Annotated in this window: 21 protein-coding genes; 8 read left to right on the forward strand and 13 right to left on the reverse strand. The window is 60.3% G+C overall.

The genetic code is table 11. The features are described from left to right. The first annotated feature begins 23 nt into the window (after positions 1-23). Positions 24-959 (forward strand): L-threonylcarbamoyladenylate synthase, encoded by a 936-nt coding sequence (locus tag ACI2I1_RS12470; RefSeq protein WP_404679367.1) that lies wholly within the window; start codon positions 24-26, stop codon positions 957-959. Here ACI2I1_RS12470 and ACI2I1_RS12475 read toward each other — a convergent pair. From ACI2I1_RS12475 to ACI2I1_RS12505, 7 genes are all read right to left on the reverse strand, one after another. Beyond that, the gene (locus tag ACI2I1_RS12475) at positions 956-1,282 is read right to left on the reverse strand and encodes a hypothetical protein (protein ID WP_221543775.1); all 327 of its coding nucleotides are present in this window, start codon (positions 1,280-1,282) and stop codon (positions 956-958) included. The two genes, ACI2I1_RS12470 and ACI2I1_RS12475, sit on opposite strands and share 4 nt — an antisense overlap. Before the next feature lie 73 nt (positions 1,283-1,355). Further along, entirely contained in the window at positions 1,356-2,105 is a 750-nt protein-coding gene (locus tag ACI2I1_RS12480) for a head GIN domain-containing protein (protein WP_404679368.1), read from the reverse strand. Between the two features lie 137 nt (positions 2,106-2,242). Continuing rightward, entirely contained in the window at positions 2,243-2,779 is a 537-nt protein-coding gene (locus ACI2I1_RS12485) for a CarD family transcriptional regulator (RefSeq protein WP_221543773.1), read from the reverse strand. Between the two features lie 216 nt (positions 2,780-2,995). Then, positions 2,996-3,802: a YihY/virulence factor BrkB family protein gene (locus ACI2I1_RS12490; RefSeq protein WP_404679658.1), complete on the reverse strand. Its 807-nt coding sequence runs from the start codon at positions 3,800-3,802 to the stop codon at positions 2,996-2,998. Next, a complete protein-coding gene (gene fdxA, locus ACI2I1_RS12495) occupies positions 3,799-4,137 on the reverse strand; it encodes a ferredoxin FdxA (protein ID WP_221543772.1) in 339 nt (112 codons plus the stop codon). Before fdxA ends, ACI2I1_RS12490 begins: the two co-directional genes overlap by 4 nt. A gap of 49 nt (positions 4,138-4,186) precedes the next feature. Beyond that, on the reverse strand, positions 4,187-4,444 hold the full coding sequence (locus tag ACI2I1_RS12500; RefSeq protein ID WP_221543771.1) for an RNA-binding S4 domain-containing protein: 258 nt from the start codon (positions 4,442-4,444) through the stop codon (positions 4,187-4,189). Between the two features lie 3 nt (positions 4,445-4,447). Beyond that, a complete protein-coding gene (locus tag ACI2I1_RS12505) occupies positions 4,448-6,961 on the reverse strand; it encodes a helicase-related protein (protein WP_404679369.1) in 2,514 nt (837 codons plus the stop codon). Between the two features lie 164 nt (positions 6,962-7,125). Between ACI2I1_RS12505 and ACI2I1_RS12510 the strand changes: the two genes are divergently transcribed. Genes ACI2I1_RS12510 through ACI2I1_RS12535 form a run of 6 tightly spaced genes read left to right on the forward strand, consistent with a single transcriptional unit; the run spans position 7,126 to position 11,701 of the window. Continuing rightward, the gene (locus ACI2I1_RS12510; RefSeq protein WP_404679370.1) at positions 7,126-8,730 is read left to right on the forward strand and encodes a peptidoglycan DD-metalloendopeptidase family protein; all 1,605 of its coding nucleotides are present in this window, start codon (positions 7,126-7,128) and stop codon (positions 8,728-8,730) included. A 50-nt stretch (positions 8,731-8,780) separates the two neighbouring features. Further along, positions 8,781-9,779, forward strand: coding sequence for a porphobilinogen synthase (hemB, locus tag ACI2I1_RS12515; protein WP_404679371.1), 999 nt, complete (start codon positions 8,781-8,783; stop codon positions 9,777-9,779). Beyond that, on the forward strand, positions 9,772-10,323 hold the full coding sequence (locus ACI2I1_RS12520; protein WP_404679372.1) for a GNAT family N-acetyltransferase: 552 nt from the start codon (positions 9,772-9,774) through the stop codon (positions 10,321-10,323). Before hemB ends, ACI2I1_RS12520 begins: the two co-directional genes overlap by 8 nt. Continuing rightward, complete coding sequence (locus ACI2I1_RS12525) at positions 10,316-10,873, forward strand: GNAT family N-acetyltransferase (RefSeq protein WP_404679373.1); 558 nt, start codon at positions 10,316-10,318, stop codon at positions 10,871-10,873. The genes ACI2I1_RS12520 and ACI2I1_RS12525 overlap by 8 nt, the downstream gene beginning before the upstream one ends. Further along, complete coding sequence (locus tag ACI2I1_RS12530; protein ID WP_404679374.1) at positions 10,870-11,439, forward strand: gamma carbonic anhydrase family protein; 570 nt, start codon at positions 10,870-10,872, stop codon at positions 11,437-11,439. Before ACI2I1_RS12525 ends, ACI2I1_RS12530 begins: the two co-directional genes overlap by 4 nt. Further along, positions 11,420-11,701, forward strand: a complete 282-nt coding sequence (locus ACI2I1_RS12535; protein WP_404679375.1) for a DUF167 domain-containing protein — start codon at positions 11,420-11,422, stop codon at positions 11,699-11,701. Before ACI2I1_RS12530 ends, ACI2I1_RS12535 begins: the two co-directional genes overlap by 20 nt. 37 nt (positions 11,702-11,738) lie before the next feature. On the opposite strand, the gene ACI2I1_RS12540 is transcribed toward ACI2I1_RS12535, so the two are convergent. The 6 genes from ACI2I1_RS12540 to ACI2I1_RS12565 all read right to left on the reverse strand — a co-directional run bounded on the left by ACI2I1_RS12540 (position 11,739) and on the right by ACI2I1_RS12565 (position 19,658). Next, positions 11,739-13,331 (reverse strand): cisplatin damage response ATP-dependent DNA ligase, encoded by a 1,593-nt coding sequence (locus ACI2I1_RS12540; protein ID WP_404679376.1) that lies wholly within the window; start codon positions 13,329-13,331, stop codon positions 11,739-11,741. 3 nt (positions 13,332-13,334) lie between these two features. After that, positions 13,335-14,366: a ligase-associated DNA damage response exonuclease gene (locus ACI2I1_RS12545; RefSeq protein ID WP_404679377.1), complete on the reverse strand. Its 1,032-nt coding sequence runs from the start codon at positions 14,364-14,366 to the stop codon at positions 13,335-13,337. A gap of 56 nt (positions 14,367-14,422) precedes the next feature. Beyond that, positions 14,423-15,910, reverse strand: coding sequence for an ABC transporter permease (locus tag ACI2I1_RS12550; protein ID WP_404679378.1), 1,488 nt, complete (start codon positions 15,908-15,910; stop codon positions 14,423-14,425). Beyond that, the gene (locus tag ACI2I1_RS12555; RefSeq protein ID WP_404679379.1) at positions 15,907-16,824 is read right to left on the reverse strand and encodes an ABC transporter ATP-binding protein; all 918 of its coding nucleotides are present in this window, start codon (positions 16,822-16,824) and stop codon (positions 15,907-15,909) included. The genes ACI2I1_RS12550 and ACI2I1_RS12555 overlap by 4 nt, the downstream gene beginning before the upstream one ends. A 134-nt stretch (positions 16,825-16,958) precedes the next feature. Next, positions 16,959-19,328: an ATP-dependent Clp protease ATP-binding subunit ClpA gene (clpA, locus tag ACI2I1_RS12560; protein WP_404679380.1), complete on the reverse strand. Its 2,370-nt coding sequence runs from the start codon at positions 19,326-19,328 to the stop codon at positions 16,959-16,961. A gap of 129 nt (positions 19,329-19,457) precedes the next feature. Then, the gene (locus tag ACI2I1_RS12565; protein WP_404679381.1) at positions 19,458-19,658 is read right to left on the reverse strand and encodes a DUF1192 family protein; all 201 of its coding nucleotides are present in this window, start codon (positions 19,656-19,658) and stop codon (positions 19,458-19,460) included. 96 nt (positions 19,659-19,754) lie between these two features. Between ACI2I1_RS12565 and ACI2I1_RS12570 the strand changes: the two genes are divergently transcribed. Next, complete coding sequence (locus ACI2I1_RS12570; RefSeq protein WP_404679382.1) at positions 19,755-20,768, forward strand: NAD(P)H-quinone oxidoreductase; 1,014 nt, start codon at positions 19,755-19,757, stop codon at positions 20,766-20,768. The last annotated feature ends 70 nt before the right edge of the window (positions 20,769-20,838 follow it).

Here is a 20,838-nt window from a genome sequence, read left to right on the forward strand (position 1 = left end):
CGCTTCAGATATAGCGCGCGAGCATGAGCGGCAAATACGTTACGGAAACGCTTGGCACGGGAGAAAGTGGCCTCGCCCGGGCTGCGGAAATTCTCGCCGCCGGTGGCTTGGTGGCTGTGCCCACCGAAACGGTTTATGGCCTAGCGGCGAGAGCGGATGATGACGGAGCTGTCGGGCGGATCTATGCCGCCAAGGGAAGGCCCAGCTATAACCCCTTGATCGTCCATGTCTCGTCCATGGAGATGGCGCGCCAGCTCGCGGAATTCTCGCCAAACGCCGAAGGGATAGCAGCCCAGCACTGGCCAGGGCCGCTGACGCTCGTTCTCCCTGCGAAGAACAGTGCGAAACTGGCGTCTTCAGTGACGGCGGGCCTCGATACAATCGCGATAAGGATGCCCGCACATCCGGTTATCCGTGCCTTGATCGAAATGTCGGGTTTTCCCTTGGCCGCACCCTCTGCCAACCGGAGCGGCTTTATCAGTCCCACGTCTGCCACCCATGTCCTTGCTACCCTTGATGGCCGCATCGACGCCGTGATCGATGGCGGGGCCTGCAAGTCGGGAGTAGAGTCTACCATAATCGCCGTGCGACCAGACGGCGCTTTTGACCAATTGCGGCCAGGGCCAATCAGCTTCGACGGGATCGGTCCTGTCCCGACGATGGGGCACAAGATCGAAGCGCCAGGACAGCTCGCGAGCCACTACGCCCCCGGAAAGCCAATGCGGCTCGACGTCATCCGTGTTGTGGAGGACGAGTTTTTCATTGGATTTGGAGAGGTTGAGGGCGACTGCTCACTCTCGGTAGAAGGCGATCTAGAAGAAGCGGCCGCGCGGCTCTATGCCTGTCTACATCTCGCCGCTGAATCCGATCTGCCACGGATTGCGGTGGCTCCAATTCCTCACATCGGGGTGGGGCAAGCCATCAACGATCGCCTCCGCCGGGCCGCGACGCCAGCCTAACGTTCCGGTTCTGCCGGGATCGTAGGCAGGATCTGCTGTATCTCCGCATAGGTAGCTGTCGCCTTTTCGCAGGCTCTGCGGTCGCCGTCATTGCAGTCATCGAGCTCTTTGGCATATTCGCGTTCCAGCTTGCCGAGGCGTTCCTCCCGACGGCGGATCTCACGCCCGCGTTTTTCGTCGGCTTCGGACTGGCTGGTGGTTGCGAGATCGACTGCCTTTCCCGCCACCTTGACGGGGGCGGTGACAACATCGGCCACGGTGCCCAGGCATCCGGCGAGAAGACAGCTGGTGGAAGCGAGGAAAATCAGGGCAGCGCGGTGCATCGTTCAATCCTTTCGATACACCGCCCTAGACCCATCTCGATAATTTTACGATGAATAGCTGCGCGGGTCCGAATTATTCGGTTTCGGCAGTCCTTCCACCGCAGCGAAGCTTGCCGGAACCCATTGCGCTTGCCGTGCAGCTCGCATTTCCGGTTACCGTGACATCGCCTGAGCCAACGATGCTTGCCTCGACATTGCCGTCAGAGGCGAAGGCGGCATCCCCTGACCCAGCGATCGTGACTTCGGCTCGGTCCACCCTGAGCCCGGTCATATTGGCCGATCCCGAGCCTGCGATCGTCATTTCCATTTCTGTGGCCGTGCCCGAGGCATCGAAGTCACCCGAGCCCGCAATGGTCAGCTGAAGCGAGTTTGCCGCGAGCCGATCGACCTTCGCCGTGCCCGAACCGGCAATGGTCACCTCAGCATCATCGTCCATCGATTCCGCTTCCATCGAGCCGGAACCGGCAAGCACGATCGCCTGCAGGCTGGGGACCGTCAAGCGGACTGAAGCCGTGCCGATATTCTTCTCGCTATCCTTGACACGGGATATCGCAAGGGAGTTGTCCTCCAGTTCAAACCGCAGGGCTTCGCGGGCGCGCGTATCGCCTGAAAGTTCAATCTCGAATTCGTTTCCCTTTTCGATGATCACCGTATCGGGCCCGGCCAAGACAATTTCCGAAGGTGGATCGCCGCTCCGGTCGAGTTCGGCCAAGGGCACACCGTTGCCTTCCCCGACCACCATATCGACATTGCAGCCGGATAGTATCACCCCCGCGGCCAGCGCCGCGCCCGGACCTGTACTCTTGATCAATTTCTTCAACATCGGCCGCTCCTCCTGCGTTCACGAATTCATACCGTGTTATCGGTATAATACACATAGTGAAGCGATTCAAGCGCCAAGAAAAAGGGCCGCTCCTTTCGAAGCGGCCCCTTCATATATTCAAGAAAAGTGCCTGTATATCAGGCTTCCTCTTCCTCGTTGTTATAATACTGCGGCGCATGTTCGCGCAGCACGTCCAGAATCTTCTCGAGAGCGGTCGGCTCGTCGGTCTTTTCCATGGCAGCAAGTTCGCGTGCCAGACGGCTGGATGCAGCTTCGAAGATCTGACGTTCGGAATAGCTTTGTTCTGGCTGATCGTCGGGACGGAAAAGATCGCGCGTCACTTCAGCGATCAGGACGATCTCACCCGAATTGATCTTCGCTTCATATTCCTGGGCGCGGCGGCTCCACATGGTCCGCTTGACCTTGGGCTTGCCCTTGAGCGTGTCCATCGCTTCCTTTAGCGTCTTGTCGGAGGACAGCTTGCGCATCCCGATCGATTCGACTTTATTGACCGGAACGCGCAGCGTCATGCGTTCCTTCTCGAAGCGGAGAACATAAAGGTCGAGCTGCATTCCCGCGATTTCCTCGCTCTGCAGTTCGATGACACGGCCCACACCGTGCTTGGGATAGACAACGTAATCGCCAACGTCGAAGGCATCTGCCTTACTCGCCATGCATCAATCCTTTCATCAGAGCCGCGGGGGAGGGGGAGCATCGCCATAAAAGCGGCACACCGCGCCCCTACAATCGGTTCGCGGTGGCGGTCTTCCAACGACGTTGCGGGTGAGCGGCCCTTTCAATTCTTACTTCTGCCCGGGCCAGACCGGTGCAGTTGTTGCATTATATAGCATAAGAAACCGAATATTGCGAGTCTGTGCAGCTTTGCCTGCCTAGGCTTCGTCCGCTCCGGACTTGAGGGCGGCGACCTCTCCACCAAGCAGAAGCATCAATGCGCTTACGTAGAACCACGTGATGAGCACGACCACTGCGCCAAGCGAACCGTATGTCGCGTTGTAACTCCCGAAATTCGCCGCGTAAAACGCGAATCCGGCGGTCGCCACGATCCATCCCAAAGCGAAGATCACCCCGCCGGAAAATGCAGCGCGCCACGGAGTCGCCCGCTGGTTTGGAGCGAACCTGTAGAGCACAGCAGCCGCGACTGTGGCCGACCCAGCCAGAAAACAGAAACTCGCCAGCGTGCCAAACGGCCCGGCAATCAGGGCCAATGCTGCCGATATTCCCCCGGTTACAACGAGACCGGCGATTCCCCCTGCCGTGACCGCCAGCGCGATCAGATTCCCGCCGATGAACCCTCGCATCTCTCCTGCATGGAACGCGATGTTCAGCCCTGTCACCAACGCCCGCGCAGCATTGCGAGCGCCGAAAATGGCCACCGCCAAGGATGCGATCAAGCCAAGGCCCTTCGCCCCGCTCGCGCCTTCGCTTACATTGCGTAGCTGTTCACCGATAATTTCGGCCGCCGCCGCAGGCAGATTGGCTGAGAGCAATTGAATATGCTCCGCCACGGTCTGGGGATCGGCGAACACGCCGTACGCCAGAACGAGCGCACCGAGCGCGGGAACGAGGGCAAGCAGGGCATAATGCGCGATCCCGGCGGCGATAAGCGAGATATTGTCCCTGCTTCCCGCCGACCAGGCTGCCTTGATGTCTGAAAGCGCGCCGATGACGGGCCTCAGTCCCCTTCGCCAGGTTCCGGCGAAAAGTACTTTTCGAACTTGTCTTCCTCGCCCTTGTGCTCGTCGGCATCAGCAGGCGGATCTTTCTGGCCGGTAATGTTCGGCCATTCGGCGCTGAACTTGGTATTCAGCTCAAGCCATTTTTCCAGATTGTCTTCGGTGTCGGGCAGGATGGCTTCTGCCGGGCATTCCGGTTCGCACACGCCGCAATCGATGCATTCCGACGGATTGATGACGAGCATGTTCTCGCCTTCATAGAAACAGTCGACCGGGCAGACCTCGACGCAGTCTGTGTATTTGCATTTGATGCAGGCGTCGGTGACGACATAGGTCATGGGGTGCGTTTTCCCTGTGAGTGGTGTGTGTGAGCGCTGCTATGGCTATTCATGCGCCGGGGTCAAGTTCCCGATAACATTCCTGCGCATCGCGCGGAGGGCCGCGCCGTTCGGGGAGGGCAAGCACTTCGACCAGCCTCACCGACTTTCCGAGCGGTAGAGTGAGGACATCGCCCACGGCCACATCGCGGCTGCCGCGAACCACGCGTTCGCCATTGAGGCGAATATGTCCCTGCTCGACCAGCCTCTGCGCCGCGCTGCGCGTGCGCGAAAAGCGCAGCATGCAGAGCAGGCGGTCGATCCTCAAACGTCAGCCTTGCTTCATCAGTTCGGCAAGCCCCGCGAAAGCGCTTCCTTCGCGGGGTGCTTCCTTGCGCGCTGGACCTCGCTGCACCTGCTTGCGGCGTGACGGGCGCCATTCCCAGCTTGCGGGCCTGGGTGGGCCGAAGACGTTTTCCTCGAGCGGCTTCGGTCGCTGTACGCGAAAGCCGGCCTGGCCAAGCAGACGTTCCGCATTCTTCTCCTCCAGTCCGATGGAAATCGGTAAGGCGAGATCGAAACGAAAGCGACGCTGCTTGTCGGCCTTGGCACGCGCTTCGTGCGCGGCGCGGAAGATTTTCTCTGCTAGATCGAGGCGAATCGCCTGACTGCCCGCATGGCGATAGCCGGCGGGCAGTTTTTTCTGATCGGGGATGACCGGCAACATGGCTTCCTGGAGCGGTCGCCGATCGATCCCGAGTGCACTGAGCAACTGCCTCGCAGCAGGCTTGAGAAGCGGCGGGGCGAATATGTCGAGCGCGCCGAACGTCACCCCAATCTTGCGGAGGAAGGGGCGCATATCCTTTGGCAGGTGTTCGATCCCGGCCTTTTCCCGCGTAACAAAGCCATGTCCGGCGATCAGGTTGAGCAATAGCGCGCGAGCTTGCGAACCGGCATCCGGATTGGCGGAGGCGATGTGCATTCGCCGCAGCGGTTCCAGCGGTTCGAGCTTCTTGTCGAGCCATACATCGACCGCATCCAGTAACGCCTTGCGCGGAGCGTCAGGAAGGGCGGATACCTCGCGGGCCGGATCGAGCGCCGGCTTGAGCTGCCCCTCGCGTGGCTCAAGCTTCGCGATCATTTGCCCGTTCCAATGGATTGCACCGCGGTAAAGCTCGAGTTCGCCGAGGTCGGAGCTGGCCAGCGCCTGTGCGCGTTCGCCCAGAATACGCGGGAGGCCCTTTTCGGCCGCCGAAAGCAGCATTTTGCGATCCGCATGGTTCGCCGACGGATCGACCGTGAAGCGAAAGCCTTCGACCTTGCCGAGGGCTTCGTCCTCAACCAGCAGTGTGCCGTCTTCGGCGAGTGTGATCGGGAGCATGGAGGCGTCCTGTCCCAGCGATTTCATCAAGATTGCAGTCCTTCGATTTACGAATCGTTCGGTCAGGCGCGCATGAAGCGCGTCCGACAATTTTGCTTCGACCCCGCGAGCGCGCGCTGCCATTTCATCGCGCGCCAGCACCCAGTCCGGCCTCTGGCAGATATATGCCCAGCTGCGGATCGCAGCGATCCGCCCCTGAAGCGTATCGATATCACCGCTGGTATGGTCGAGTTCGGAGATGCGTGCTGCGACATAGTCAGCACCAATATAGCCTTGTGCCAGGTCCTGCCAGAGCCGCGCAACAAAGCGCGCGTGGACATCCGGCCCCCGGGCGCGGAAATCGGGGAGCGAGCAGGCCTCCCAAAAGCGCCGAACCTGACCGGAACCACGGATAGAGACCGAGATCGGTTCATCGGCCAATCGCTTGAGCGTCGCGAGGTCGATCGCTTCAGGGGCGAGCCGCAGCGCCTCATGATCGGGCGGCGTTTCCAGATCGGCAATCAGCGTCCCGATCGAGTCGAATCGCGGCTCTGGTTCGCGCCAGAAGAGCTTCGTTATCGGGGCGAAACGATGTTCTTCGATCGCGTAAATTTCTTCATCGGTGAATTCGGGGGCAGGCCCCATCTTTCCACCCGTACCCGCCAAAGTGCCGAAAGTCCCGTCCCGCTGGTGACGCCCCGCACGGCCAGCAATCTGTGCCATTTCCGCCGGATGAAGCCGCCGCATGCGAATGCCGTCGAACTTGGTGAGGCCTGCAAAAGCGACGTGATTGACGTCTAGATTGAGGCCCATGCCGATGGCATCGGTCGCTACTATGTAGTCGACTTCTCCATTCTGAAACAATTCAACCTGTTTGTTGCGGGTCTCCGGGGACAGGGCGCCCATGACCACGGCAGCGCCGCCCCTGAAGCGGCGCAGCATTTCGGCCACGGCATAGACCTGTTCAGCGCTGAACGCGACGATAGCGCTGCGCGGCGGCAGCCGGGACAGCTTGCGCGGCCCGATATGGGTCAGGGTCGAGAAACGCGCCCGGTCGGAAATCTCCGCGCGGGGAATCAGCGCCTGAACCATGGGGGCAAGGGTCGCCGCTCCCATCAGCATCGTTTCCTCGCGCCCGCGAGTGTTCAGCAGCCTATCGGTGAAAATGTGCCCACGTTCGCGGTCTGCCGAAAGCTGCGCCTCGTCAAGGGCCACGAACGCTCGCTCGTTGGCGGCACGGGGCATCGCCTCGACCGTGCAGCACAGATAGCGGGCATCGGGAGGTTCGATGCGCTGTTCGCCGGTGATGAGAGCGACCTGTTTTTCGCCTTTGATGGCCACCACGCGGTCGTAGACCTCGCGCGCCAGCAACCGCAGCGGGAATCCCATGGCGCCGCTGGAATGGGCGCACATGCGCTCGATCGCGAGATGGGTCTTGCCGGTGTTGGTTGGTCCGAGGACCGCCTTGATGGAGGCGTCAGTCACGCGGCCTAAGTGGCAGTCTCCGATTACCTGTGCAACAGGCGGGGGACTTTTGCCCTCTATTGGCCGCGTGCAGGACTCGGTCTGCCGAAAGTTAGCAAGAAATTCACCTTGATTCGCTATGGCCTCGCAATTCGCAAAACCACACAGGTGGCGCATCCTGGCGGATGCTGCCTACCGCACGAGGGGCAAGGGTGAACCTTTCGAAGGATAAACAGCTCAAAGGGTACGAAAACTCCGGGGCGGTGGGCGCAACCTTCCATACGGCGACGGGTGGCTCTTCACCCAAACTGTCGGTCCGGCAAAGAATCTACTCGCACATCGAGGGACTGGATATCGCGCCTGACCTTGGGGCGGATATCGGATCACGGCGTTGGTTTCGGGGTCTTGGCACATTTGTTGGGCTGTCCGTAATTGCCTTCGCATTCTGGCCGGACTTCGCCCCTCTCGAGGCAGCCTCTCCCCTTCCTGACGATGCGGCGATCCGCAGCGAATATCGCAGCCAGGTGATCATGCCGCTGGCCCTTGGCGCGGACACGGGCCGCAAGATGGGACCGACCGCATTGGTGCGTCCGCTGGCCGAAGCGCCCGAACGACCACAAATGCAGATGCTGGCGACCTTAGGCCGCGGCGATAGCCTGGACCGGATGCTGCGCAGGGCCGGGCTGGGAGGTAGCGAGGCCGATACGGTTGCTGCGCTAATCGGCAGGGCTGTTCCTCTCGACGAGCTTGAGCCAGGGACACAGATCGATATTACACTCGGTCGGCGGCCGCAGCCCGATGCGAAACGTCCCTTGGAAAAGCTGAGCTTTCGGGCACGGTTCGATCTCGAACTGCAAATCGATCGGATGCAGCCCGGCGGTCCGCTCAATCTGACGCGCCGCACCATCCGGGTGGACGAGACCCCGCTGCGTATTCGCGGCGTCGTCGGCGATAGTCTCTATCGATCCGCACGGGCAGCCGGGGCGCCAACCAGCGCCGTCCAGGCCTATCTCAAGGCATTGGGGAGCCAGGTCGACGTCCAGCGCGAAGTGCAGGCTTCGGACACTTTCGACATGATCGTCTCGCACCGCCGCGCTGCGACCGGAGAGCGGCAGGCCGGACAATTGTTGTTCGCCGGACTCGAAAGGGGAGCGCGCGGGGATCTGCAATTGATGCGCTGGGGATCGGAAGGGGATTTTTACGATGCCAAGGGCGTTGGCGAAGAGAAAGGGGGGCTGGTTGCCCCGGTGCCGGGCCGGATGACGTCCAGCTTCGGAATGCGCCGACATCCGATCCTCGGCTACAAGCGCATGCATTCCGGCGTGGATTTCAAGGCGCGTCACGGCACACCCATCGTGGCGGTCACAGACGGCCGGATTATCGGTGCGGGCAGGATGGGTGGATGCGGCAATGCCGTGCGGATCCGTCACGCCAACGGAATCGACACGCGTTACTGTCATATGAGCCGGATCGCCGTAAACCGCGGGGCATCGGTGCGGCGCGGACAAGTGATCGGCTATGTCGGCTCGACAGGACTCTCCACCGGGCCCCACCTGCATTATGAAATGTATCAGGGTGGCCGCGCCATCAATCCCGCCTCGGTAAGCTTCGTCACGCGCAAGCAGCTCTCGGGTGCGGAACTGGAACGGTTTCGAAGCGCTCTGGGCATCCTTCAGGACGTTGAAGAGGGTGCAGCGCTAGCCGATCTTGCTCCGACGGCAGAAGAATCGGCCGCCGAAACGCCGGACCGTGAAATCGATAAGCTCGACCGCCCGCGCAAGATCGGTTGAGCGCCCTCCGCGGATTGCGCCGACCGCCGCTTTGGGGCAATGCCCCGGCGATGATCAACGCTAGCTATCCCGCAACCCGCCTGCGTCGAACCCGAGCTCACAGCTGGAGCAGGGCGATGGTCCGCGAGACCATATTGACGCCAGCCGACCTGATCTGGCCACTCTTCGTGACTGGCGGCAAAAATATCGAAGAACCGGTGGCAAGCTTGCCTGGGGTATCGCGGTGGTCGGTTGATGAAATCGCCAAGCGCGCCAGGGAGGCGGTAGAGCTGGGCATTCCTTGCGTGGCACTTTTTCCTAACACGCCCGCGGAAAATCGCAGCGAACGCGGGGATGAGGCGCTCAACCCCGACAATCTGATGTGCCGCGCGATCCGCGCGATTCGCGACACTTGCGGCAATGACATCGGCATTCTGACCGATGTGGCGCTCGATCCCTATACCAGCCACGGCCAGGATGGTCTGCTGGATGACGCAGGCTACGTACTGAATGACGAAACCGTCGCTGTACTCGTAGACCAAGCCATGACGCAGGCAGAAGCGGGCGCGGATATTGTTGCGCCGTCAGACATGATGGACGGCCGCGTGAAGGCAATCCGCATGGCGCTCGAGATGAATGGCAAGCCGAATGTCCAGATCATGGCCTATGCGGCGAAATATGCCTCGGCATTCTATGGCCCATTTCGCGATGCGGTTGGGTCCGGCGGTCTTCTGAAAGGGGACAAGAAAAGCTACCAGATGGACGCTGCCAACGGAGATGAGGCGCTGCGCGAAATCGGCATGGATATTGCCGAGGGCGCCGATAGCGTCATGGTCAAGCCGGGTCTCGCCTATCTCGATGTGATCTGGCGTGCGAAGGAGGCATTCGGCGTACCGGTTTTTGCCTATCAGGTAAGCGGAGAATATGCGCTGATCGAAGCCGGTGCGGCAGCTGGGATTGCGGACCGCGAGGCGCTGCTCATGGAAAAGCTTATTGCCTTCAAGCGCGCCGGATGCTCCGGGATTCTAACCTATCACGCCCCGTTTGCTGCGCGCCTCCTGAATGGGTGACTTCCGCCGCGAGACCGAACGGCTCGTGCTGCGCGATTGGCAGGATGAGGATTGGGAGCCCTTCTGGCGGGCCACCAACACACCTGCCGTCATGCGCTGGCTGGGGGGCGTCTGCGATGACGTCAAGCGCACAGCGGTACAGAAAAGACTGCTGTCTTATCAGCGTGATCACGGGCACACTTTCTGGGTGGTCGAGCGCAAAGAGGATGGGGCGATACTCGGTTTTTGCGGCCTGAAACGGTCAAACCAGGCCGGCGGGCCGCTTGGAGAAATGGAGGTTGGCTGGCGCCTGCGAGAGGATGCTTGGGGCAGGGGCTACGCCAAAGAAGCCGCGGCAGCCGCCCTTGAGGTGGCGTTTGAGAGTTTTGCAGCCGAGCAAGTCATCGCTCTGACAGTTGCCCCTAATGACGCCAGCTGGGAGCTGATGAAGCGGCTGGGCATGACGCGGCGGGAGGATCTCGATTTCCCGAATTCGGATTTCGGAGACGACATGATCATCGTCTATTCGATTAGCCGCGAGGAGTGGCGGAGACCCGATGCCTGACATCATCGCCGAAACCGACCGTCTTATCCTTCGCACGATCGGAGAAGGGGACGCCGAGCTGCAGTATCGTATGCTCAACAGCCCGGAGGTGATGGCAAGGCTGGGCGGGCCGAAAGAAATGCATGAGATCGAAGCCAAGCATGCGAAGACCATGCAGATGCAGGCCCGCCACGGTTTCAGCTTCCTCTTTTTGATCGAGAAGGAACGCGGAGAGTTGGTCGGCCATGCGGGCCTCAAACTCGTGGACAATGAATTGGCCAAAAACAAGGGCGATGCCGAGATCGGCTGGGTGATCCGCGAGGATCGATGGCGGCGCGGCTATGCCGAAGAGGCAGTTCGCGCAATTCTCGACTGGGCATTTGCAAGACTGCACCTTCCAGCAATCGTAGCCCTGACCAGCAGGCCGAATGTGCCAAGCTGGAAGCTTATGGAAAAGCTCGGCATGATCCGCCGGGAGGATTTGGATTTCGATGATCCGGCCTTTCCTCCGGATGATCGCCGCACCATCCTTTACAGTCTGACCAAAGAGCAGTGGGAGAGCCAGTCATGAAGAGCCGCCCCGGCGTCACCATTATACCGATCAACGGCAAGTCGCCGGAAATTCACGAAAGCGCTTTCATCGCCCCGGGTTGCACCATCATCGGTGACGTCACCATCGGTGCGGACAGTTCCATCTGGTACAATTGCGTCCTTCGTGCAGACGTCAGCCGCATTGTCATCGGAGAGCGGACCAATGTGCAGGACGGCAGTGTCCTTCATTGCGATCCGGAGCGTCCCGGCGATCCAGATGGCAGCCCGCTCATCATCGGGGACGATGTTCTGATCGGTCACATGGCCATGGTCCATGGATGCCGCATTGAAAACAGGGGCTTTGTCGGACTTGGTGCAATCGCAATGAACAAGGCAGTCATCGCCAGCGACGCGATGCTGGCAGCCGGCGCGATGCTGACCGAAGGAAAGACGATGGGCGAGCGCGAACTGTGGGCGGGAAGACCAGCCAAGAAGCTGAAGGATCTCAGCGATTCCGCCATTGCGGGTATGCGCATGGGTGTGGCTCATTATGCGGAAAACGCGAAATTACATTCTGCGGCGGTCGATGAAGCGCTCAGCAGTTGAGTTTCCCGATCGAGAGGATCTGTTGGCGCTTCTCGATCCTGAAGGTCGGCTTCGCATCAAAGCAACGCCGGGAGCGCGGCAGGATGCCATGAAGATCGAACAGGGGCAGCTGATCATCAAGACGCGGGCAAAGCCGCAGGACGGTGCCGCCAATCGCGCGCTCTGCGAAATGATCGCACGCGCGTTTGGCATCGCACGGTCTCGGTGCCACCTCCTGCGCGGCGACACCGCGCGTGAAAAGACTTTTCGGTTAGAGGTTTAAAGCCCTTTCCGGCCACTGGCTCTCAACTATACCGATATCAATCGGCGATCAGGTTCTTCAAGGTTTCGATCCGATCAGCCTCATGGGGCGGCTTATCCCAACGGATGCGGTGTATCCGCGGAAAGCGCATCGCGAGGCCCGATTTGTGTCGTTTGCTCTCGTGGACGCTGTCGAATGCCACTTCGAATACCAAGCTCTTGTCTGTCTCGCGCACTGGGCCAAAACGATTGATCGTGTTCTGGCGAACATGCTTGTCCAGCTTCTTGAGTTCTTCGTCGGTGAACCCGGAATATGCCTTCCCGACCGGTAGAAGGTCCGCCCCTCTGTCCGGGTCGCCGTCCCAGCAACCGAAGGTGTAATCCGAAAAGAAACTCGATCGTTTTCCGCTCCCGCGTTGCGCATACATCAGGACGCAATCGATAAGCAGCGGGTCGCGTTTCCACTTGTACCAGTATCCCACACGCCGGCCGGCGATATAGGGACTGTCCTTGCGTTTGAGCATCAGGCCTTCGATGGCGTCCTCGCGGCTGGCATCACGAATGCGCGAAAGGTCTTCAAAATCAGCCGCCTCCACGACCGAGCTCAGGTCGAAATAAGTATCCGGAAGTCGTGACGCCAGCGCTTCAAGCCGCGATCGCCGTGCTGTCCAAGGCAGAGGACGCAAATCCTCTCCCTCGATCAGCAGAGCATCATAAAGCCGGATGAAGGCAGGATATTCCTGCAGCATCTTCTTCGAAACCGTCTTTCGGCCCAGCCTTTGCTGAAGGGCGTTGAAACTGGCGGCACCTCCCGCTTCACCGCCCTGAGTAGTGCCTCGTACCAGCAATTCACCGTCAAGGACGGCGTTCATCGTCAAGGGATCGAGAAATTCGGGGAATGTCGCGGAGATATCGTCACCCGATCGCGAGAAGAGCCGACTTTCCCCGCCCGCCCGCACGAGCTGAACGCGAATACCGTCCCATTTCCATTCTGCTGCGTAATCCTCAAGGTCGACGACCGTCTGCTCCAAGGGGTGGGCGAGCATGAATGGACGGAAGGTTGGCAGGTTCTCGATGTCGGGCGGATCGCCGCCATCGGCGGCCCAGGTGAACAGATCGGCATAGGGAGGGGTGAGACCGTGCCAATATTCCTCAACATCGTCGACTGACACCGCGAAAGCCTGCGCGAAAGCGGTTTTGGCCAGCCGCGAGCTCACGCCGATCCTCATTCCGCCCGTCGCCAATTTGAGCAGCGCGTAGCGCCCTGAAGAATCCAGCCGATCCAGGAGCTTGGGCAGTTCAGTTAGCACCGACTTGCGGCTCATGGCGGTCAGCAATTCGACCGTTTCACTAACCGGCGGAGGGGAGAGCGCGGTTTCTGGTGCAGGCCACAGCAAACTTGCGGTCTCCGCAGTGTCGCCTACGAAATCGCGGCTCAGGGTCCACAGAACCGGATCGATCCGATCCTTGAGGAGGTTGCGGATGGTCGAGCTTTTAACTGCTGGAAAATCGAGCCCATCGGATAGCGCAGCGAGAGCCCAGCCACGATCCGGGTCGGGCGTCGCACGCAGATAGTCTGCGATGAGCCGCAATTTCTCGTTGCGGCTGCGCGTATAGACCAGCGCATCGATAAGGGCGGCGAACTCCTCCACGCCTCAGTCGTCTTCCTCTTCATATCCTACCAGGGCAAGCGCTTTGGCGCGGCGCTGGTGGAGTTGGCACCAACGCAAGAGCGCATCTTCGCGGCCGTGCGTGATCCAGTTTTCCTGCGCGTCGACCTCACGGATCGTCCGGGTCAATTCGTTCCAGTCGGCATGGTCGGATATGACCAGGGGTAGTTCGACATTACGCTGGCGGGCACGCTGGCGCACGCGCATCCACCCACTTGCCATGGCGGTGATCGGTTCAGGCAGTCGCCGGCTCCAGCGGTCATTCAATGCGGAAGGGGGAGAAATAACGATCTGTCCCCGCAAATCGTCTTTCTGCACATCGGCCACGAGACGCAATTCGCCGAGATCCACGCCGTGCTCCTCGTAAAGACGGCACATCTTCTCCATCGCCCCATGAAGGTAGATCGGCTGGCGGTGTCCAGCAGCGCGTAACTCGGCGATGACCCGCTGCGCCTTGCCAAGCGCATAGGCACCGACCAGCACGCAGCGGTCGGGATGGGCGGCCAGGCGGTCGAGCAGTTTGGACATCTCCTCCGCGATCGGTGGATGTTCGAATACGGGCAGGCCGAAGGTCGCCTCGGTGATGAAGATATCGCAGGGCGTTACTTCGAAAGGTGGGCAGGTCGGGTCGGCCCTCCGCTTGTAGTCGCCGGTCACGATCACGCGCTCTCCTGCGTGTTCAAGCAGGATCTGTGCGCTGCCAAGCACATGACCTGCTGGGATGTAGGTCGCATCGACGCCGCCTTTCAGCCGGATCGTTTCGCCATATTGCACCGAGACGGCCTTGTGCGGGATCTCGCCCGCCTCGTCTTGCGCCCCGGTGCGATAGCGTAATTCCATGATGGCGAGCGTTTCCGGGGTGGCAACGGTCTGGCCATGCCCGCCGCGTGCATGGTCTGCATGGCCGTGGGTAACCAGCGCGTTGTCGACGGCGCGGCTGGGATCGACCCAGCAATCGGCCGGAGGAATGTAAATCCCGTGCGGTTCGGGTTTTATCCAGGAAAAGGGCGCGGCCATCGCCCTATGAAGCGAGAACCGCGCTCATGCGTTCCCGCTGCGATGCCGCGACCCGGTTATTGTGGCTGCGCGCGGAAGCGCGCGAGCACACGCTTCAGTGTCGGCTTCTGACCAGTTGCGAGCAGGCTTGCGCGGAAGAGGCGACCGATGAAAATCATCTCGACCAGAATGGCCACGGCCAACGATGCCCCTGCGGCAATCATCACCCATGTCTCGATGCCGAGGCCCAATCGCGCCAGGACCGCGAAGGGCGTCCACAACGGGATCCAGGTCAGCAGATCGATCAGCATGCTATCCTTGCCTGCAAGAATAGCCTGAATGAGGAAGGTTATGGGCAGCAGCGGACCGAGGATGACCGGCATGAGATAGCCCTGCGCTTCGCTCATCGAATCGACCATCGCGCCGATGGCGACAAACATGGCCGAGATCAGGATGTATCCAGCGATGAAGAAGTAGAGGATTGCCAGGATGATGCCGGGCGACGAGACCGGTTCCAGCGCCGGCCGGATCAAATCCGAAATAACTCCTTGCGTGGCGTAAGCGGCAATCCCGGCGCACCCGCCCCAGACGAGGATCATCAAGAGGCCTACCGCGAGACCGCCTAGAAGTTTTCCGTACATCAATTCTTCCGGGCGGATGCAGGCGAGAAGGGATTCGAGGAGCTTGTTCGAGCGCTCCTCGACCGATCCTTGCAGCATCCAGCTGCCGGTCAGCATCAGGCTCATCATCAGAATATAGGCCAGCGCCAGCGGCACGATGGAGCGCACCAGCAAGGCTTCACGCGCGCCTCCCCCCGGAGGCGGGGTACTGACCGCGATCGCCGGGACCGCGCTTTGAATAGCGGCAGCTTCTGCGCCGGTGATCCCGCGCGAAGCGAGCAAGCGCGTGCGGAGATCGCCGGTCAGGGTTTCCTGCAATCCGGACACGAAAACCGGGTTCGGCTGATTGGCGGAAAAAAGACCGATTTCGGGATTTTCAGGATAATTCTCGCCGATCAGCACGACCATTTCAGGCGCATCGTCGGCATCGCTGTCGAACAAAGCCTGAGCCGCCTGGCCGAATTCCTCCCCCTGTAGACCCTCCAGCTGCGAAGTGGCAGGCGTGAAGGTGTAGCGGGGATTTTCATCCTCGAAGTCTGGCACGCCGTCTGGCTTAACAGCGGCGATTTTCTCCAGTGCACTATCGACCCCGCCGCTCGCTCTGAACGTCGCGATATCGGCGTCGGTATACCACCGGTCATGCTGGGTCCACACAGCCTGCGGATCGGCTTCTTCCAGATCGTAACGTTGCACGTAACGCGACAGGCGACGCAGCGTGGCGCGGTCGTCATCAGCCATGAACCGCGCTTCGATCGCGGCTGCCACGTCCCCGCCGGACCGGTCGACGATTACGACGCGGCTTGGCTCGTCTTCGTCGAGCGTGCTGGTAAAGATCGGGCCGAGCGCAAGCGCAACGGGCAGGATCAGCAAGGTCAGCCAGAAGCTCTTCATTGCCAGGATCTGACGGATTTCGCGACCGGCGACGAGCAGCACGTTGTTCATCATTGTTGGACCCCCTCTTCGCCGACCATGTGGACGAAAATGTCGTGCAGGCTGGCGCGGCGCTCGTCCCAGCGCCGCAATGCTATGCCCGAAGTGGAGCAATGTTCGAGTATGCTTTCGGGCGCGATGCCCGGGGCCAGCTGAACGCGGTATTCCTGCCAGCCGTCGCTCGCATCGCCGATTGCCGAGGCCGAATGAACGCCGGCGATATCGGACAAGTCGCTTTTGGATACAGCGACAAGGCTGGCGGGCAGTTGCCCGCGTGCTTCTTCCAGCGTTCCTTCAAAACGCTTACGTCCCTTGCGCAGCAGCAACAGCCGGTCACACAGGCGCTCGGCATGCTGCATGACGTGGGTGGAAAATATCACTGCTGCGCCACGCTGCGAGGCGCTCAGAATTTCGGATTCGAGTAGACCTTGGTTGACGGGATCTAGGCCGGAGAAGGGTTCATCCAGCATCAGTAATTGCGGGTCGTTCACAAGAGCGGTCGCGAGCTGAACTTTCTGGGCCATCCCCTTCGACATGTCACCGATATCGCTTTTGGCGCGCCCGGCGAGATCGAAGCGTTCGAGCAGGGCCATGCCGCGCCGACGGGCATCGCCAGGGCTCATGCCCTTGAGGCGTCCAAAGTAAATTATGGTGTCGATGGCGCTCATGCCCGAATAGAGCCCACGCTCTTCGGGCAGGAAGCCGATGGCATTGGCCTGGCGCCGGTCAGGGGCTCCTCCGAGGACCGTAATGCTGCCCGAAGTGGGGCGAATGATGTCCAGCACCATGCGCAGCGTGGTTGTTTTCCCGGCACCATTGCCGCCGAGGAAACCGAATATTTCTCCCTGCGAGACGGAGAAAGACAAATCGTCCACCGCCAGAACGTTGTCGAACCTTTTGACGAGATTGGAAACTTGCAGAACCGACATGAACCCCCCGGACCGTATTGGTCAGGCCAGCCTATGGATTATCGGGGGCAGCAGCAAGAAAAACACCAATCTAAAGGTATGAGATGCAAAAAAGGCCGACCGGCGTCGACCCCTCTTAGAAGTTCGGGTGGCAATCAGCTTTCGCCGTCGCCCGATCCACTGCTCTCGCTCGCATCGGCATCGGGCTTTTCATTGCCAGCTGCCTTCTTCTTCGGTTTCGATTTTGGCGGCGCCGGGGTGAGTTCGAAGGACGGTTTTCCGTCCTTCATGGTAACCGCGACCTCGCCGCCATCGGCCAGCTTTCCGAACAGTAGTTCTTCAGCCAATGGTTGCTTGATCTTTTCCTGAATCAGGCGGCCCATCGGACGAGCGCCATAAAGCCTGTCGTAGCCCTTGTCGGCCAGCCAGGCGCGACTTTCCTTGTCGAACTGGATGTCGACATTCTGCTCGGCAAGCTGGAGTTCAAGCTGGAGAATGAACTTGTCGACCACGCGCGCCACTGTGCTCTTGCCGAGATAGCTGAAGGGCACGATAGCATCGAGACGGTTGCGGAATTCCGGCGTGAACATGCGCTTCACCGCTTCCTCGCTGGCATCTTCGCGCGATACGTCACCGAATCCGATCCCCTGCTTTGCCATATCGGACGCACCGGCATTGGTGGTCATGATGAGCACCACATTGCGGAAGTCCACGGTCTTGCCGTGATGATCGGTCAGGCGGCCGTTATCCATCACCTGCAACAGGATGTTGAACAGGTCAGGGTGCGCCTTCTCGATCTCGTCGAGCAGCAGCACGCAATGCGGGTTCTGGTCGATCGCATCGGTCAGAAGTCCGCCCTGATCGTATCCCACATAGCCCGGAGGCGCGCCGATCAGGCGCGAAACGCTGTGGCGCTCCATATATTCCGACATGTCGAACCGCTTGAGCTCGATGCCCATGATACTGGCGAGCTGGCGCGCGACTTCGGTCTTGCCGACGCCAGTGGGCCCCGAGAAGAGAAACGAGCCGATCGGTTTGTCCGGGTCTCGCAGCCCAGCACGGCTCAGCTTCATTGCAGTAGCCAGCTTGTCGACCGCGGCATCCTGCCCGAAGACGACCTGCTTGAGATCGCGATCAAGATTCTGAAGCGCCTTCTTGTCATCGCTAGACACTGATTTGGGCGGTATCCGCGCCATGGTCGCAATGACGGCTTCGATCTCTTTCGAAGTAATCTTCTTCTTGCGGCGGCTTGGGGGAACCAGCATCTGCATCGCGCCCACTTCGTCAATCACATCGATTGCCTTGTCCGGCAACTTGCGGTCATTGATATAGCGCGCCGAAAGTTCGACCGCAGTCTTGATTGCGTCCGAGGTGTATTTGACCTTGTGATGATCCTCGAAGGCGCTGCGCAGACCCTTCAGGATGGCCACCGTGTCTTCGATCGTCGGTTCGTTTACGTCGATTTTCTGGAACCGGCGCAGCAGCGCCCGATCCTTCTCGAAGTGGTTCCGAAACTCCTTGTAGGTAGTCGATCCGATGCAACGGATCGCCCCGCTCGAAAGAGCGGGCTTCAGAAGGTTCGAGGCATCCATCGCCCCGCCGCTGGTGGCGCCGGCCCCGATGACAGTATGAATCTCGTCGATGAACAGGATCGCCTCGGGCATGCCTTCGAGTTCGTTGACAACCTGCTTCAGGCGCTCCTCGAAATCGCCGCGATAGCGCGTTCCGGCAAGCAGAGCGCCCATATCGAGCGAATAGATCACTGCCTCTTCGAGCACTTCGGGCACATCGCCTTCGACGATCTTGCGAGCGAGGCCTTCCGCAATCGCGGTTTTGCCTACTCCGGGATCGCCCACATACAGCGGATTGTTTTTCGAACGGCGGCAGAGGATCTGTACAGTGCGATCGACTTCGGGGCCGCGGCCGATCAGCGGATCGACCTTGCCATCTTCTGCCTTCTTGTTGAGATTGACGGTGAACTGGTCGAGAGCGGTTTCCTTCTTGTCGCTCTTCCCGTTCTCGACGCCTTGTTCGGCGCCCTGGGTATCCTCGGCGCCCTGGGGCGGCTTGCTGTCTGCCTGCTTGCCGCCTTTGCCGATCCCGTGGCTGATGTAACTTACCGCATCCAGCCGGCTCATATCCTGCTGCTGAAGGAAGTAGACGGCATAGCTGTCGCGTTCCGAGAACAGGGCGACGAGAACATTGGCACCAGTGACAGTGTCCTTACCCGAAGATTGGACGTGCAGGATGGCACGCTGGATCACCCGCTGGAAACCAGCCGTGGGCTGCGGATCGGCGCCATCCTCGCTTTTCAGCGACTGATATTCCTGCTCGAGATACTGCTTCACGACCGCCATCAGCTCGTCGGTATCCACGCCGCAAGCGGCCATCACCTGCGCTGCATCCTCGTCCCCGATCAGCGCGAGCAGGAGATGCTCCAACGTGGCATATTCATGACGCCGCTCGCCCGCGTCGGTCAGCGCGGCGTGGAGGGTCTTTTCAAGGTTGGCGGCAAAACTGGGCATGTGCGTCTCTGCTTTTCCGAAGGGCTCGCGGCAGTGCGAGATGAGGGCAGCTTAAGCGGCGAAAGTTAGCCAAAGCTGTATGAGGCAATATGGGGGGCAAGCGACAGGTTTGAAGACCCTGCACCGCGGCTAGTCCTTGCGTCCGAACAATGCTTCGGCGGCATCGCGATGTGCGGCGGCCTTGAGACGGTGCGATTTGACGCGGGCTATCTCGGCCTCGAGCAAGGCAATCCGTACGTCGAGTTCGTCCTGGGAATAGGGGGCGAGATCTTCTGCGGCGAGCTTGCTCGCGGAATCGCCCTTAAGGCGCGGACGATCGTCCTCTTCCATCGCGAGACACATTCGTACCGAGGCCGGTTGCTGTCAACACGCCTGCGGGGTAATGCACCGTTCAACCGCCATATTCTTGGCAACGGAGGGGCATTCTTGGCGACCGAACTACCTGAAACGATGACCGCCATGGGATTTGACGAGCCAGGCGAACCCGAAGTTCTGCGCAGCGAGAAGTTGGCGTTACCGGTAGCTGGCGAAAATCAGGTTCTGATCAAAGTCAGCCATGCAGGGGTAAACAGGCCGGACGTGTTCCAACGCAAGGGGTCCTATCCCCCGCCTCCCGGAGCCTCGCCTATCCCGGGGCTGGAAGTTTCCGGCCAAGTTGTCGCGATCGGTAAGGGGGTCGCCCCGGAAATGCTGAACCGCAGGGTGTGTGCGCTGGTCAATGGCGGTGGCTATGCCGAATATTGCATCGCGCACGAGCGGCACTGCCTTTCCGTGCCCGCGAATATGGACATGGCTCAGGCTGCTGCCATTCCGGAAACGCTCTTCACCGTCTGGCACAATGTGTTCGAGCGCGGCTTCGCAATGGATGGCGAGACGCTGCTTGTGCATGGCGGCACGAGCGGTATCGGCACCATGGCAATCCAGTTGGCTAAAGCCTACGCTCTAAGGGTGGTCACAACTGCGGGGGGCGAGGAGAAGTGTAAGGCCGCCAAGGAATTAGGCGCGGACCTTGCCGTGAATTACAAGACTGAAGATTTCGTCGAAAAGGTCAATGAATTCACGAATGGTCGGGGTGCTGACGTCATCCTCGATATGGTGTCGGGCGATTACGTTCAGCGAAATCTGGATTGTCTTGCGGTAGAGGGGCGGCACGTTACCATCGCTGCGCTCGGAGGAGCCAAGGCCGAGATCAATATGGCCAAACTGATGAGCAAGCGCCAGACGATGACCGGTTCGACGCTTCGCCCGCGGTCGGACGAATTCAAAGCGCTTCTGGGTGACGAAATCCGCAAGAATGTCTGGTCGTTGTTCGAGGACGGGACCGTTGCGCCAGTCATGGATCAAAAATTCTCTCTGACCGATGCCGCTGCGGCTCATGCGCGGATGGAAGAAGGCGATCATATCGGGAAGATCGTTCTCGAGGTCCGCGCGGAGAATTGACACCAAACTGTCGCAAGGCCTCGGAACCGTAACGCAACCGAGATTCTGCTGTAACATTAGCATGCCATGG

Source organism: Qipengyuania sp. NPDC077563 (assembly GCF_044901345.1).
GTDB lineage: Bacteria > Pseudomonadota > Alphaproteobacteria > Sphingomonadales > Sphingomonadaceae > Qipengyuania > Qipengyuania aestuarii.

Excerpts from the sequence above, each read along its gene's own strand:
- ACI2I1_RS12535 (WP_404679375.1), top strand. The coding sequence starts at position 11,420 with ATGAAGCGCTCAGCAGTTGAGTTTCCCGATCGAGAGGATCTGTTGGCG.
- ACI2I1_RS12520 (WP_404679372.1), top strand. The coding sequence starts at position 9,772 with ATGGGTGACTTCCGCCGCGAGACCGAACGGCTCGTGCTGCGCGATTGG.
- ACI2I1_RS12555 (WP_404679379.1), bottom strand. The coding sequence starts at position 16,824 with ATGTCGGTTCTGCAAGTTTCCAATCTCGTCAAAAGGTTCGACAACGTT.
- ACI2I1_RS12530 (WP_404679374.1), top strand. The coding sequence starts at position 10,870 with ATGAAGAGCCGCCCCGGCGTCACCATTATACCGATCAACGGCAAGTCG.
- fdxA (WP_221543772.1), bottom strand. The coding sequence starts at position 4,137 with ATGACCTATGTCGTCACCGACGCCTGCATCAAATGCAAATACACAGAC.
- ACI2I1_RS12480 (WP_404679368.1), bottom strand. The coding sequence starts at position 2,105 with ATGTTGAAGAAATTGATCAAGAGTACAGGTCCGGGCGCGGCGCTGGCC.
- ACI2I1_RS12485 (WP_221543773.1), bottom strand. The coding sequence starts at position 2,779 with ATGGCGAGTAAGGCAGATGCCTTCGACGTTGGCGATTACGTTGTCTAT.
- ACI2I1_RS12525 (WP_404679373.1), top strand. The coding sequence starts at position 10,316 with ATGCCTGACATCATCGCCGAAACCGACCGTCTTATCCTTCGCACGATC.
- ACI2I1_RS12545 (WP_404679377.1), bottom strand. The coding sequence starts at position 14,366 with ATGGCCGCGCCCTTTTCCTGGATAAAACCCGAACCGCACGGGATTTAC.
- ACI2I1_RS12470 (WP_404679367.1), top strand. The coding sequence starts at position 24 with ATGAGCGGCAAATACGTTACGGAAACGCTTGGCACGGGAGAAAGTGGC.
- ACI2I1_RS12475 (WP_221543775.1), bottom strand. The coding sequence starts at position 1,282 with ATGCACCGCGCTGCCCTGATTTTCCTCGCTTCCACCAGCTGTCTTCTC.
- clpA (WP_404679380.1), bottom strand. The coding sequence starts at position 19,328 with ATGCCCAGTTTTGCCGCCAACCTTGAAAAGACCCTCCACGCCGCGCTG.
- hemB (WP_404679371.1), top strand. The coding sequence starts at position 8,781 with ATGATCAACGCTAGCTATCCCGCAACCCGCCTGCGTCGAACCCGAGCT.
- ACI2I1_RS12550 (WP_404679378.1), bottom strand. The coding sequence starts at position 15,910 with ATGATGAACAACGTGCTGCTCGTCGCCGGTCGCGAAATCCGTCAGATC.
- ACI2I1_RS12565 (WP_404679381.1), bottom strand. The coding sequence starts at position 19,658 with ATGGAAGAGGACGATCGTCCGCGCCTTAAGGGCGATTCCGCGAGCAAG.
- ACI2I1_RS12510 (WP_404679370.1), top strand. The coding sequence starts at position 7,126 with ATGCTGCCTACCGCACGAGGGGCAAGGGTGAACCTTTCGAAGGATAAA.